The organism is Streptomyces pratensis, from assembly GCF_016804005.1.
In the GTDB taxonomy this organism is placed as follows: domain Bacteria; phylum Actinomycetota; class Actinomycetes; order Streptomycetales; family Streptomycetaceae; genus Streptomyces; species Streptomyces pratensis_A.
In genome coordinates this window covers 1,947,649-1,961,126 of record NZ_CP051486.1, presented here as the reverse complement: position 1 = coordinate 1,961,126, position 13,478 = coordinate 1,947,649, and the positions used below count along the sequence as shown (strand labels likewise).

Genomic DNA, 13,478 nt, shown 5'->3' with positions numbered 1-13,478 from the left:
AGCCCTCCCCACACGTGGAAGCACGGGAGATCGTGTTCGACTTTCTTGAAGGTTACGACCTACTGGGGGCCTTCTGGGTGACGGTGAAACTCACCGTCTACTCCGCCCTCGGTTCCCTCATATGGGGAACGCTGCTGGCCGGTATGCGGGTCGGCCCGGTCCCCCTGATGCGCGGTTTCGGAACCGCTTATGTGAACATCATCCGCAATATCCCACTGACCGTGATCATCGTCTTCGCGTCGCTGGGCCTGTTCCAGACCTTGCAGGTCAAACTGGGCGGCGGAGGTGACTTCGAGGTCATCAACTTCCGGCTCGCGGTGCTCGCGCTGGCCCTCTACACCGCCGCCTTCGTCTGCGAGGCACTGCGCTCGGGCATCAACACGGTGCCGGCGGGCCAGGCCGAGGCAGCACGGGCACTCGGTCTGAGCTTCACCCAGGTGCTTCGGCTGGTCATCCTCCCTCAGGCCTTCCGCGCGGTCGTCAATCCGCTGGCCAACGTGCTGATCGCGCTGACCAAGAACACCACGGTCGCCGCGGCGATCGGTGTGGTCGAAGCGGCGTACCTGATGAAGGACATGATCGAAGCAGAGGCTCAACTGATCCTCATTTCCGCAGTCTTCGCGTTCGGGTTCATCTGCCTCACCCTCCCGACCGGGCTCCTCCTCGGCTGGGTGAGCAAGAAGGTGGCGGTGAAGCGATGACGACGTCGGTCCTCTTCGACGCGCAGGGTCCCCGCGCCAAGCAGCGCAACATTCTGTACACCGTCGTCTTCGTGGCAGCCCTCGCGGCCGCGGCCTGGTGGGTGTTCAGCAGCCTCGCCGAGAAGCACCAGCTCGACTGGGTCAAGTGGGAGCCGTTCTTCACGAGCCCCCAGCCGTGGGAGACCTATATCTGGCCCGGGCTTCAGAACACGCTCAAGGCCGCGTTCTTCGCCCTGCTGATCGCCCTGCCGCTCGGCGCCCTCTTCGGGATCGGCCGCCTCTCCGACCACCGGTGGATGCGCATGCCGTCCGGCGTCGTCGTGGAGTTCTTCCGCGCGATCCCGGTCCTGATCCTGATGATCACGGCGAACGCCGCGTACGCGGAGTTCACGAACCTCGCCACCGAGGACCGGCTGCTGTACGCCGTCGTCACGGGCCTGGTGCTGTACAACGCCTCGGTGCTCGCCGAGATCGTACGGGCCGGGATCCTCTCCCTCCCGCGAGGGCAGACCGACGCCGCAAAGGCGATCGGGATGCGCAAGGGCCAGACGATGCGGTACGTGCTGCTGCCGCAGTCGGTCACCGCGATGCTGCCGGCGATCGTCAGCCAGATCGTGGTCATCGTGAAGGACACCGCACTCGGCGGCGCGGTGCTCACCTTCCCCGAGCTGCTGGCGTCGGTCCGTCCGATGAGCGCGAACTACGGCGCGAACACCATCGCGTGCTTCACCATCATCGCGCTGATCTACATGGCACTGAACTTCGCGCTGACGTCGTTCGCGAGCTGGCTCGAGGGCCGGCTCCGGCGCGGCAAGAAGAGCACGGGCGCGGTGGTCGGCGCCGCACCGGACGGTGGACTGGAAATAGTCGAGGCGCCTCCGGTCAAAACCGGCGGTACGGACAAGGTCTGACAGGCACTCGACACTGTCTCCTCGGGGGGCGCGGCATATATGCCGCGCCCCCCGCCACGTTCCCGGGTCACTTGACGCACGCATCGACAGTAGGTTGCATACGTGCTGTGATCCCGCCCCGAACCAACCCCGTCTCCACCTCCTCCCCCTCCTCCATCTCGACCTCGACGACCGACGCGGGAGGGTTCACACATTGGACCCGGTGATCGTCGTCGGCGCCGGGCCGGTCGGGCTGGCGCTGTCGCTCGCCCTCGCGGCCCAGGGCGTTCCCTCCGTCCTGCTCGACGAAGGGCCCGGCAAGGACGAACCACGCCCCGCCCGCACCGTCGTGCTGCGCGAGGACACCGCGGCCCTGGTCGAACGGCTCGGTTGCTCGGAGCTTCACCGTGAGGGGCTGCGGTGGACCGGCTGGCGGTCGGTGCGGCGCAAGCAACTGGTGCGGGCGGTACCGCTGGGCGAGGAGGAGGGCACCGTTCCGCTGCCCGCGCCCGTCCATCTGCCCCAGCACGCGCTGACCCGGGGGCTGCGGGCCGCGGTCGCCGCGCAGGACCTGGTCTCCATGGTTCCGTTCAGCAGGATCGACACCCTGGAGCAGGACGCGCACGGCGTCACGGTGCACACCCGGGAGCCGGGAGCGACCTGGTGGCGTGGGAGTTACCTGGTGGGCTGCGACGGCGCGCGATCGACCGTACGCAAGCTCCTGGACATCAGATTCCCCGGTCGTACAGCGGTGGAACGGCACGCCGTCGCTGCGCTCCGCGCCCAACTGCCCTGGCCCGGCGAGGCCGTGCTGCACCGCGCTCCGCCCTGGCGCACCGGCGGGGCGGAGGTCACCGCGCGGCCGCTGCCCGACGGGGTCTGGAGGCTCGACTGGCTCCTCCCGCCACGCGGCGAACTCGTCACCCCCGACGCCCTGATCACTCGGATCCGCGACACCCTTGAGGGCTGGTGCGGGGAGACGCCTGCCTACGAACTGCTGGACACGGGCGTGTACACGCTGCACCACCGGCTGGCCAGGCGCTGGCGTTCCAAGCGTGCCTTCCTCGCCGGGGACGCCGCACACCTGCTGGGGGCGCTCGGCACCCAAGGTCTGGACGAGGGGCTGCGGGACGCCGAGAACCTGGCCTGGAAGCTGGCTCAGGCCTGGCACCGCAGCGCTTCCGAGCTGCTGCTCGACAGCTACCAGGCCGAGCGCAGGGCCGCCGTCGCCTCCCGGCTGCGGGCAGCCGACCAGTCGCTGCCGATACTGCGGGGCGGCGCGGGCCTCCGGACGCTCGTGCCCGGAACCGCTCGCGGGCACGACACCTTGCTGGCCGACGGCCATCTCGGATGCGGTCCTCTGGGTGCGCCCCCTTCGTACGCGCACTCCCCTCTTTCGCCTCAACGATCCGAGGCACACGCATCGGTGGGCACGGCCCCCGGTGCACCGGCGGCCGATGTGCGGGTGACCGCGCCCGACGGGAGGACGGTGCGGCTGCGCGACCGGCTGGGCCTCGGGCACCTGCTGGTGATCCTGGTCGCACCGGGGACCGGGGTGTGGGACAGGCGGCACTGGCTGACGGCGGGTGTGATGCCCCGGCTCGTCGACGCGGTGGACGCACTCCCCGTGAAGGCCGAACTGCTGGTGACCGAGAGCTACCCGGGGGCCACGGCCCATACGGTGCTGCTGGTCAGGCCGGACGGACACCTCGTCGCCGCCTTCAGCGGGGTGCGGCCCGCAGAGCTCTTCGCGGCAGCGGACGCGGTACGTGGGGGTAGCGCGGACCCGGCGCGCGACGACGACGCGCGCACTCCTTCGAGCTCCGACCGGACCGCGGACGTCAATTGACCGCCACAGGCGCACATGGTGTACTCCAGATCATGACCGACACCGACGTGCGCCTGTGGCGGAGGGTCCATATGGACCTCGTCCGCTATGCGGGCTGCGTCTGTCGCCCGTCCTGCTGAATCGCATCCACCTGGCACGTCGTGCTGTTTCGCGCACGGCTGTGCCTCCACGCGAACTTCTCAGGACGGTCCCTGTGTCTGCATCCTCTCCCTCCCTGCCCACGCCTGCGTCCGCCATCGGCACGAACCCGCCGGCCCCGGCCGCTGCCGGCCCCGGTACTCCTCCCGCTGTCGGCACGGATGCCCGGGCTGCCGTCGGCACCGACGCTCCGGCCCCGGCGATTCCGGATTCCCCGGCCATCGGCACACCGGATTCCCCGGCCGTCGGCACACCGGGCGCTCCGGCCCCTACCGCCGCGGAACTGCTCGACTTCGTCCGCCGGACCGCTGAGGACGATGCGCTCGTCGCCTCGCTCCCACTCGATCCCGAAGGGCGCACCTGGCTCCGGCTCGACGGCCCCGGCGGCAGCGAGGCATGGCTGATCAGCTGGCCACCCGGTACCGGCACCGGCTGGCACGACCACGCCGAGTCGACGGGGGCGTTCACCGTCGCCGCGGGCGGGCTCAGGGAGCACTCGCTGGCCGCCCGGCTGCCCACCGACGGCTGGAAGACCCTCGAACTGAGCGAGGGCATCGACCGGACCCGGCTCCTGGCAGCCGGCCAGGGCAGGGCCTTCGGCCGTCACCATGTCCACGAGGTGCTCAACGAGTCCGGCGACGAGCACGCCGTGTCGGTGCACGCCTACTATCCGCCTCTCCCTCAGATCCGCCGCTACAGCCGCGCCGGGGCGGTGCTGCGCCTGGAGCAGACCGAGCGCCCGGAGGACTGGCAGTGAGCGGCGGGCAGGACGGCCGGGAACACGTGGGAATCGACGAACTGCTCGACCGGGTGCGGTCGGGTTACGAGCGGGTCGGCCCGAAGGAGGCCGAAGCCGCAGCCGCGGAGGGTGCGCTGCTGGTGGACATCCGCTACGCGGCACTGCGCGAGAAGGACGGCCTCATCCCCGGGGCCCTGGTCGTCGAGCGCAACGAGCTGGAATGGCGGCTCGATCCACAGGGAAGCCACCGTGCCCCGCAGGCGGTGAGCCACGATCTGCAGGTCGTGGTGATCTGCAACGAGGGGTACGCCTCGACTCTCGCGGTCGCCTCCCTGCGTCAACTGGGACTGCACCGGGCCACAGACCTGACCGGCGGCTTCCAGGCGTGGCGCGCGGCCGGGCTCCCGGTCGCTCTCTGACCTGAAGCACCCGGCTCGCCGGGCCTGCCACACCCCGGACCGGTGACCCAGGCCGGTGTCCGCAGCCGCATGGCCCGTGACAGCCGCATGGCCGGCAACAGCCGCATGGCCGGCGACAGCGTCACCGGCCATGCGGCTGCGGACACGACCGAATGGACCTCGGCCCCACTCGAACGCTGCTCTCCGGTGGAGCAATCGCCGCACACGACGGACATTCACCTCATCACTGAGGACCGGAATGTACGGAGATGTCGCGCCGATGGAAACCGCTCAGCTCACCCCGGGCCAGCTGGACGCACAGGCCTCCCGGCTCCACGACACGGACGCCTGGCAGCGCATCGTCACAGGCTGGGACCGCACCGCCACCGCCACCGCGCCCGCGCCCGAGCCCGCGCCTCAAGGAGGGGGCGTAGCGGTCACAGGGGCACCGCCCGCGCACCCGGCCCACTGGCGGGATCTGTTGTCCGTGCCCGTCGACCGGCTGATCGAGGACTCACTGCGGACCGTGCCCGCACGGCGGCCCCGCGAACGGCCACTTCCCGGGCGCCTCGGCGCCGTTCTGCCCGAGCGTCTGCACGCGTGGCGCCGCATCGGGCAACCCGATGTGCGTCCGTCGACCCATCTCGGCTACGCCCGGCTGATCCTGACCGAGTGGGGCTGGCAGAACACCCCTTACCGCCTGCGCAACGCCCGTGGCGCGCGTTGTCTCTGCGGAGCCATGCTCACCGCCCACCGGCTCGGCCACGGGTCGCTCGACACCGTCGACCGCGCCGGTGCCTGGCTCATCACCGAGCTGCGCTCGCAGGGCTGGACAGGTCTGATCGGCCCTTGGAACCGGCATCCCGGCCGCACGGCAGCAGACGCACTGGCCCTGATCGACGCCACGATCCGCCGGGCGACCCTGGCCGGCCACTGAGCCCCTCCGCCCCGCGCGACCGCCCGGCTCCTGACACAGCCGGCCTGCGGACGCAGCCGGTCGGCTCAGGGCGCAGTCGGCCGGCGTGCGTGACTGCCCGGCGGGTCAGCGGCCCGGCGCCGGGCGCACCCGACCGGCGGGCGCAGCTGACCGGCGCCGTGCAGCTGACCGGCGCGCGTAGCTGGTTCGGCTCCTGGCACAGCAGAGCAGCGTGCGTGGCTCGCTCGGTATGAACGCCTGCCGACGCCCCCTGCCGCGAATGAGCGCAGCCTGTCGACGGTGGCCCCCTCCGCCACCGCCGCAGACTGGCTCACGCGACCTGTACTCCCAGTTCCCCGTTCACGCCGAGCGCCGCGCCCCCCGCTCGCTCCGGGCACCACCGTTCTCCGTGCCGGCCGACCGGCGCCCCGGTTCGCCGTTCCCCCTGATTCACCGGCTCACCGGCCCACAGGCCCACTGGGTCAGAAGGGCTCGTCCAGCCCTTCTGTGTCCTCCCCCTCGGCCTCGAGCGCCTGACGCACCACGCGCAGCGCCATGCCCTCCCCGTAACCCTTGCGCGCGAGCATGCCCGCAAGCCGACGCAGGCGCTTGTCCCGGTCCAGCCCCCGTGTGGACCGGAGCTTCCGCACGACGAGCTCCCTGGCGGTCTCCTCTTCCTGCTCGTGGTCGAGCTGCCCGACCGCCTCGTCGATCACGGCCGGGTCCACCCCCTTGGTGCGCAGCTCTCTCACGAGGGCACGGCGGGCCAGCCCTCTGCCGTGGTGCCGGGACTCGACCCAGGCATCCGCGAACGCCGCGTCGTCGATCAGCCCCACGTCTTCGAACCGCGAGAGCACTTCCTCCGCCGCCTCGTCGGGGATCTCCCGCTTACGCAGCGCGTCGGCCAGCTGCTTACGGGTACGCGGAGTCCCGGTCAGCAGCCTCAGACATATGTTGCGCGCCTGCTCCACCGGGTCTCGCGGTTCCCCTTTCTCGGCCCTCGACGAGGAAGGGGAACCGCTGCTTCTGGAACGGGAGCGGGACTGCCGGCCCGCTCCCTCGCCGAACCCGGCCCCCCGGCCGGGCTCCGGGGAACCCCCGGAAGGCTCTGCGGCGTACTCGGCACCTGCCCCCGAACCGGCGGCGTCGGCACCCGGCCACTCCGTGCGACGCGTCACGGCCTAGCTCTTGGCCGCCGCGGCCTTGGCAGGCTTGGCCTTGGTCGCGGGAGCCGGCACCGACTTGGCCGCCGCCCCGTCGGCCGGGGCACCCGCTGCGTCGGCAGCGGACTCCGCAGTGGCATCCTCCGGACGGACACCCACGCCGAGCTTGTCGAGGATCTTCTTCTCGATCTCGTTGGCCAGGTCGGGGTTGTCCTTGAGGAAGTTGCGGGAGTTCTCCTTGCCCTGGCCGAGCTGGTCGCCCTCGTACGTGTACCAGGCGCCGGCCTTGCGGACGAAGCCGTGCTCCACGCCCATGTCGATCAGGCCGCCCTCACGACTGATGCCCTGACCGTAAAGGATGTCGAATTCGGCCTGCTTGAACGGCGGGGCCACCTTGTTCTTGACGACCTTGACGCGGGTGCGGTTACCCACGGCGTCGGTGCCGTCCTTCAGCGTCTCGATCCGCCTGATGTCCAGACGCACCGAGGCGTAGAACTTGAGCGCCCGGCCACCGGTCGTGGTCTCCGGGGAGCCGAACATCACCCCGATCTTCTCGCGAAGCTGGTTGATGAAGATCGCGGTGGTCTTGGACTGGTTGAGCGCGCTGGTGATCTTACGGAGCGCCTGACTCATCAGACGGGCCTGCAGACCCACGTGCGAGTCGCCCATCTCGCCCTCGATCTCCGCACGTGGCACCAGGGCCGCGACGGAGTCGATGACGATCAGGTCGAGCGCGCCGGAGCGGACGAGCATGTCCACGATCTCCAGCGCCTGCTCGCCGTTGTCCGGCTGCGACAGGATGAGGCTGTCGATGTCGACGCCGAGCTTCTTCGCGTACTCCGGGTCCAGGGCGTGCTCCGCGTCGATGAACGCCACCGAGCCGCCGAGCTTCTGCGCGTTCGCCACGGCGTGCAGCGTCAGCGTCGTCTTACCGGAGGACTCCGGTCCGTACACCTCCACCACGCGGCCGCGTGGCAGGCCGCCGACGCCGAGCGCGACGTCGAGCGCGGTGGACCCTGTGGGGATCACCTCGATGGGCTCGTTCGGCCGCTCACCGAGGCGCATCACCGCGCCCTTGCCGAATTGCCGTTCAATCTGTGCGAGTGCGGCGTCCAGCGCCTTCTCGCGGTCGGTTCCTGCCATGGGTTCCACCCGATTTGCTTGAGTCGATCGCTTCACGTCACAGACGCTAACCCCTGCCACTGACAATGGGCCTCGACGTCCTCCCGGCCTGTGGACAACTCCATGGTCGGGCCCGGCAAAACCCGGCCGGAATCCCATGAGAATGGATGTTCGATTTCAGTGTCAAGCACACCACGCCGAGTCCGACAGAACCGAGCGTAGCGGCTTATAGCAGCGAACATCCCCCAAGTCAATGTTTCGCGATGGACTCCATACCCAGTTCCGCGACATACGCCGACATCTCAGCCTAGCTTGCTACGAAATGTCATCCTTGTTACAGGAGGGCACTCCATCCATCGGCCCAGGAATCGCCGCCGCCCGGAATCAGCTGAAGTCGGCCGATCCATAGTGAAGGCCCCGGGTCGGCCATCTCGTGACGACGCAGGTCGGCCCCTGGTCGCCTTCGGTCGCCTAAGACCGCGGTGAGCCGGACGGCCTTCGCGCAGACGCACGAGGTGGAACCGCACGGCGCCACCGCGCTCCCACACGGACCAGGCCGGCTGCGGTCCGAGGCCAGGCCTGAGGAGGCCCACGGGGCCACCGGGGCGGCTTGGCGTGTCACGGTTCCCGTCACCCCCGGCTTTCGCCGGGATCTCATGCGAGGCGTCATCCTGCAAGAGGCGTCCGGACTACTACGCCTGGACACGTCCGTGGACCCAGCGCCCGCTGTCCGCTCAGCCCCGGCCTGCGGTTCCGCCGGTGCACCGCGTATGGCGGCCCAGCGATCGCACCATGCCTTACCGAGGCCGCCCGCGAGCACTGTCACGTCCCGGCCGACGTAGGCCGGTCAACCGGAGGCATGGAAGACGCCCGCCGGTGAACCGGAGACATGGAAGACGCACGCCGGCAACCGGAGGCGTGTGGGGCGTAGGTCGGTGACCCGGAGGCGTGGGGTTCAGGAACCGGGCCTGCCGGCCCATGTCACCGGCTACCGCCGGCCGTGCCCGCACCGTCCCCGCCGCCCCGCACCGCGCGGCGGATCCTCGACAGCACCGGCTCGCCACGTTGCCAGCGGTGGCCGCCCTGCACCCTCGGGTCGTCCATCACGTCGTACCGCTTCACATACGCGCCCAGGAACGCCTGAAGCGTCGCGACGGCCGGAATCGCGATGAGAGCCCCGACGGCACCCATGAGCGCGGTGCCCGCGACCACCGAGCCGAAGGCGACCGCGGGGTGGATGTCGACCGTCTTGGACGTGAGTTTCGGCTGCAGCACGTAGTTCTCGAACTGCTGGTAGACCACGACGAATCCGAGAACCCACAGCGCGTACCACGGGTCGACGGTGAAGGCGATCAGCATGGGCAGAGCGCCCGCGAGATACGTACCGATCGTGGGGATGAACTGCGAGACGAGGCCGACCCAGACAGCGAGCGCCGGTGCGTAGGGCACCCCGAGCACCACCAGCAGGACGTAGTGCGCCGCGCCGGAGATCAGGGCCATCAGTCCGCGCGAGTAGATGTAGCCGCCGGTCTTGTCGACCGCGATCTCCCAGGCGCGCAGCACCTCGGTCTGCCGGGAGGGCGGCAGTACGGAGCACAGAGCGCGCCGCAGGCGGGGACCGTCGGCAGCGAAGTAGAACGAGAACAGGAAGATCATCAAAAGCCGGAACAAGCCGCCGAGCACGGTGGTGGAGACGTCGAGTACGCCTGTAGCGCTGTTCTGGACGTACTTCTGGAGCCAGTCGGAGTGCAGCAGGCTGTCCTGCACCTCGACCCTGGAGAGCTCCGTCCGGAAGGTCTGGTTGACCCAGTTGATCACCGAGTCCAGGTACTTGGGGAACTCCTCGACCATGTCGACGATCTGGCCGGCGAGCATCGAGCCGAGCAGGACGACGAAACCGACTCCGGCGACCAGCACGGCCAGGAAGACCAGGAACGTGGCGAGTCCCCGGCGTATCCCCCGTCCAGCCATGCGGCTGACGGCCGGCTCGATGGCGAGCGCAAGGAAGAAGGCGATGAGGACGTTGGTCAGCAGCCCGATGAGCTGGTAGAAGGCCCAGCTGCCCAGTTGGAAGCACCCGTAGAGCGCCAGCGCCATGACCATCGCACGCGGCAGCCAGCCGGGCATGCGGACGGGGCCGGTGCCGGGCGGCGGGTTCGGTGGTGCGGCCGGCGGGACGGGCGGTGAGGCGGGCGGCTGGGTCTGGGCGGTCTCGTCTGTCGGTGCCACGGGACAAGTCTCGCTCACCGCAGTGACAGCCGGCCGCCCGGCCCGGCGGCGGGCAGAGCGGTGACGCACGTAACACGGTCGTGCGGGTGGAGCGGACCGCGCATGACAGTCGTGCGGGTGGAGCGGACCGCACGTGACACGGTCGTGCGAGCGGAGCGGACCGCCTGGCTCAGCGCTTGTCCGGGGGCACACCGACCGCGGCGCAGACCGCGCGCCAGACGTCCTTGGCCTCCCAGCCCGCGTCCAGGGCGCCGTGCACCGTCCGGCCGCCGAGCTCCGCCATGACGTGATCGCGCGCGAAGGAGTCGGCGTACGCCTCGCCGAAGTGATCCGCCATCCGTTCCCAGAAAATCGTCAACCGCATGCCCCCAGTATCCCGCTCCTGAGAGTGCAGCAGGGCCGGGAGGCCTCTCCGGTGGTCTTTTCCCCTCTACGGTCAAGCCATGGCTGGAACCGGAGCAGACCCCCTCGCCCACGCCGAGCAGTTCATCTGGCTCACCGCACGCGTTCTCGAACAGCGGCGGTTCGCCCATCTCTTCCTGGAAGGAAGCGCGGACCCCGTCGAGACCGCGCTCTCCGCCTACCGGAACGATGACGGTGGCTACGGTCACGGGCTCGAACCCGATCTTCGCGGACCTGTGAGTCAGCCGCTTCACACCGCTCATGCGCTGAGCGTCCTCGACTCGATCGGCCGCTGTGCCGGTACGCGCGTGGAGCGGATCTGCAGGTACTTCACGGACGTGTCGACCAAGGAAGGGGCGCTGCCCGCGCTCCACCCCTCGCAGCGCGGGTACCCTGCGGCACCCTTCATCCCCGTCGTCGACGATCCGCCCGCCGAACTCCTGGCGACGGGCCCCGTGGTCGGGCTGCTGCACCGTAATCGGGTGTGGCATGCATGGCTGTTCCGCGCCACCGACTTCTGCTGGGCCGCCGTCGACGCTCTCGAGCAGTCCCATCCGTACGAGATCGAGGCAGCCATCGCCTTCCTGGACGGCGTCCCCGACCGTGCGCGTGCCGAATCCGCCGCCCGCCGGCTCGGACAACTCGTGCGTGAGCAGAAGCTGGTGGTACTCGATCCGCAGCGCCGCGCGGAGTACCCGGTGGCCCCCGGTTACGCCCCGGGGGAACACCACTTCCCCTACCACTACGCCCGCACACCCGGGTCGCTGGCCCGCCGCTGGTTCAGCGACGGCGAACTGGAGGGCTCCCTGGATCACCTGGCGGCGGAACAGCAGGAGGACGGCGGCTGGCCGGTCAACTGGCGCCAGTGGGCCCCCGGAACGGCCCTGGAGGGCCGTCCGATCGAGACGCTCAGGGCCCTGCAGACCCTCCGCTCGTACGGTCGGGACCTGCGCTGATCGGTTCCGGTTCAGAGCACGGCGCGGACGACGGCGGTGACCACGACGGCGGCCCCGACGACGACCAGGAAGGGGGCACGCAGGACCAGGGCGAGCGCCGCCGCGGCCAGCCCTGCCGCCCGGGCGTCCAGTACCAGCGCCTGTCCGCCGTCGAAGGTCTGCTGGGCGGTGAGTGCTGCGAGCAGCGCAACCGGCAGGAGCGCGGCCAGCCTCTGCACAAGAGGGCGTTCCAGCGCTCCGGCCGGGACCAGGAGCCCCAGAAGCTTGGCGAGATAGCAGCCGACGGCGGTGAGCCCGATGGCGATCCAGATGTTCATCGGTACTCCTCGGGCGTCGTGCCTTCGGTGACGCTTTCGTCCGTGGTGCTCCTGCCGCGGCCCTTCATGAACAGGACGACCGGGGCTGCCAGCGCGGACACGAGTACGGGCGCGCCCGCAGGCAGCACCGGAAGGAAACCGAGCACCAGCAGGACGGCTAGCCCCGCTGTGACGCGCTCGGTGGTGCTCTTCAGCATCGGCGCGAGGAGGGCGAGGAACACCGCGGGACCGGCCGCGTCCAGCCCCCAGGCGTCGGTGTCACCGAGCGCCTCGGCCCCGAGCGCGCCGGCCAGTGTGGTCAGGTTCCACAGGGCGTAGAGGGTGAACCCGGTGACGGTGAATCCGATGCGCGCGGCACGCCTGGTGGGCTGGGAGAGGGTGACGGCGGTCGTCTCGTCGATGACCCACTGGGCTGCGAGGGGACGCAGTACGGGCGGCAGGGCGAGGAGCTGCGACAGCCGTAGCCCGTAGAACGCGTTGCGGATACCCAGGAAGAACGCTCCGGCCGCCGCGGTGTAGGGGTTTCCTCCGGCAGCGAGGGCGCCCACGAGTGCGAACTGGGAGGCGCCGGTGAAGACGAGGAGGCTCAACGCGCAGGTCTGGAGGAGGGTCAGTCCGGAGCCTGCCGAGGTCACGCCGAAGGCGAATCCGGAGAGACCCACGGCTATGCCCACGCCGAGTGAGTCCCGGACGACGGCGGAGTCCGGCTTCTCCGGACCCGCGCTCCGCACGACGGGGGCGCCGGGGCTCTGAGGGGATGCTGTCTGTTCTGCCACGTCCGGAACGCTACGGGGCGGGACTCCCGCCGGTCTTGTACGATCCTGCGCGCTCGCGCCGGTAGGCGCCCGGCGGCACCCCGACGATCCGGGTGAAGTGGCGGTTGAGATGGGGCTGGTCGGTGAAGCCGACGGCGACGGCTGCCTCGGCGGGTACGGTCCCGCCGTCGAGCATGCGCCGGGCACGGCGTACCCGGGCATCGGTGAGCCATGTGTGCGGGGGCATCCCGTACTGCTTCTTGAAGGCCCGCAGCAGCGCGAAGGGGCTTGTGCCCAGCTCGGCCGCGAGCGCTTCCAGGGTGGGCGGCCGCTCCATACGCTCCTCCAGCGCCGCCCGCGCGCGGGCGGCGTCACGCGCACCGGCGGAGTGCGGGGCCCGGACCGGCAGCACGCTGCCGTGGCGGTCGAGCAGCCGGGCCACCATGATGCGCAGAACACTGTCCGCGGCCAGGGCGTTTCCCTCCTCGGCCGCCCGATGGACCTCGGTGATCAGCCGGGCGGCACGCGGGTCCCTCACGCCCGTCTCGGTGAATCCGACGGAGCCGCGCAGACTGGTCAGATCGGCCGCGATGTCGTTGATCACCTGTGCGGACGGGTAGAGCGTGGCGTACACCCATCCCTCGGGCACTCCGGCGCGAGCGGTGTGCGGCACTTCCGGATTGATCATGACCACGGTGCCGGGCCCCGCGTGCACGGTCCCGCCGGGGAGGCCGACGTCCTCGACGCCGCTGGTGATCGTGCCGAAGACGAAGCCCTCGTGACTGTGGCGCGGAAAGGTGTGACGGACGTACCGGGCACGCAGCAGATCAAGGTCGGGCAGCTCCGCGTACTGCCAGTGCCTCGCCCATTCCCGAGCCGGGTCCACCTCCGCCATGCTCGTAT

General features: G+C 70.3%; 15 protein-coding genes. 8 read left to right on the top strand and 7 right to left on the bottom strand.

Annotation, left to right across the window (positions count from 1 at the left end; genetic code table 11):
- Positions 1-32: 32 nt before the first annotated feature.
- From HED23_RS08725 to HED23_RS08700, 7 genes are all read left to right on the top strand, one after another.
- On the top strand, positions 33-701 hold the full coding sequence (locus HED23_RS08725) for an amino acid ABC transporter permease (RefSeq protein ID WP_203182831.1): 669 nt from the start codon (positions 33-35) through the stop codon (positions 699-701).
- The gene (locus tag HED23_RS08720; protein WP_203182830.1) at positions 698-1,612 is read left to right on the top strand and encodes an amino acid ABC transporter permease; all 915 of its coding nucleotides are present in this window, start codon (positions 698-700) and stop codon (positions 1,610-1,612) included. The genes HED23_RS08725 and HED23_RS08720 overlap by 4 nt, the downstream gene beginning before the upstream one ends.
- Before the next feature lie 193 nt (positions 1,613-1,805).
- Entirely contained in the window at positions 1,806-3,440 is a 1,635-nt protein-coding gene (locus HED23_RS08715) for an FAD-dependent monooxygenase (RefSeq protein WP_203182829.1), read from the top strand.
- Between the two features lie 32 nt (positions 3,441-3,472).
- Entirely contained in the window at positions 3,473-3,559 is an 87-nt protein-coding gene (locus HED23_RS35985) for a putative leader peptide (RefSeq protein WP_311605579.1), read from the top strand.
- 221 nt (positions 3,560-3,780) lie between these two features.
- A complete protein-coding gene (locus HED23_RS08710) occupies positions 3,781-4,335 on the top strand; it encodes a cysteine dioxygenase (protein ID WP_398088246.1) in 555 nt (184 codons plus the stop codon).
- Positions 4,332-4,736 carry a rhodanese-like domain-containing protein gene (locus HED23_RS08705; RefSeq protein WP_203182828.1) on the top strand — a complete coding sequence of 135 codons (405 nt, stop codon included), beginning with the start codon at positions 4,332-4,334 and terminating at the stop codon, positions 4,734-4,736. The genes HED23_RS08710 and HED23_RS08705 overlap by 4 nt, the downstream gene beginning before the upstream one ends.
- Before the next feature lie 259 nt (positions 4,737-4,995).
- Positions 4,996-5,652, top strand: coding sequence for a DUF6197 family protein (locus tag HED23_RS08700; RefSeq protein ID WP_238441878.1), 657 nt, complete (start codon positions 4,996-4,998; stop codon positions 5,650-5,652).
- A gap of 461 nt (positions 5,653-6,113) precedes the next feature.
- On the opposite strand, the gene recX is transcribed toward HED23_RS08700, so the two are convergent.
- From recX to HED23_RS08680, 4 genes are all read right to left on the bottom strand, one after another.
- On the bottom strand, positions 6,114-6,809 hold the full coding sequence (recX, locus tag HED23_RS08695) for a recombination regulator RecX (protein WP_203182826.1): 696 nt from the start codon (positions 6,807-6,809) through the stop codon (positions 6,114-6,116).
- Positions 6,810-6,812: 3 nt separating this feature from the next.
- Positions 6,813-7,937 carry a recombinase RecA gene (gene recA, locus HED23_RS08690; protein ID WP_203182825.1) on the bottom strand — a complete coding sequence of 375 codons (1,125 nt, stop codon included), beginning with the start codon at positions 7,935-7,937 and terminating at the stop codon, positions 6,813-6,815.
- 960 nt (positions 7,938-8,897) lie between these two features.
- Complete coding sequence (locus HED23_RS08685; protein ID WP_203187407.1) at positions 8,898-10,043, bottom strand: AI-2E family transporter; 1,146 nt, start codon at positions 10,041-10,043, stop codon at positions 8,898-8,900.
- A gap of 271 nt (positions 10,044-10,314) precedes the next feature.
- Positions 10,315-10,509 (bottom strand): DUF3046 domain-containing protein, encoded by a 195-nt coding sequence (locus HED23_RS08680; RefSeq protein WP_203182824.1) that lies wholly within the window; start codon positions 10,507-10,509, stop codon positions 10,315-10,317.
- Positions 10,510-10,588: 79 nt separating this feature from the next.
- On the opposite strand from HED23_RS08680, the gene HED23_RS08675 reads away from it, so the two are divergent.
- Positions 10,589-11,503: a hypothetical protein gene (locus HED23_RS08675; protein WP_203182823.1), complete on the top strand. Its 915-nt coding sequence runs from the start codon at positions 10,589-10,591 to the stop codon at positions 11,501-11,503.
- Positions 11,504-11,514: 11 nt separating this feature from the next.
- On the opposite strand, the gene HED23_RS08670 is transcribed toward HED23_RS08675, so the two are convergent.
- Genes HED23_RS08670 through HED23_RS08660 form a run of 3 tightly spaced genes read right to left on the bottom strand, consistent with a single transcriptional unit; the run spans position 11,515 to position 13,470 of the window.
- Positions 11,515-11,820, bottom strand: coding sequence for an AzlD domain-containing protein (locus HED23_RS08670; RefSeq protein ID WP_203182822.1), 306 nt, complete (start codon positions 11,818-11,820; stop codon positions 11,515-11,517).
- Entirely contained in the window at positions 11,817-12,596 is a 780-nt protein-coding gene (locus tag HED23_RS08665; RefSeq protein WP_203182821.1) for an AzlC family ABC transporter permease, read from the bottom strand. Before HED23_RS08665 ends, HED23_RS08670 begins: the two co-directional genes overlap by 4 nt.
- A gap of 10 nt (positions 12,597-12,606) precedes the next feature.
- Positions 12,607-13,470: a helix-turn-helix transcriptional regulator gene (locus HED23_RS08660; protein WP_203182820.1), complete on the bottom strand. Its 864-nt coding sequence runs from the start codon at positions 13,468-13,470 to the stop codon at positions 12,607-12,609.
- Between the last annotated feature and the right edge of the window lie 8 nt (positions 13,471-13,478).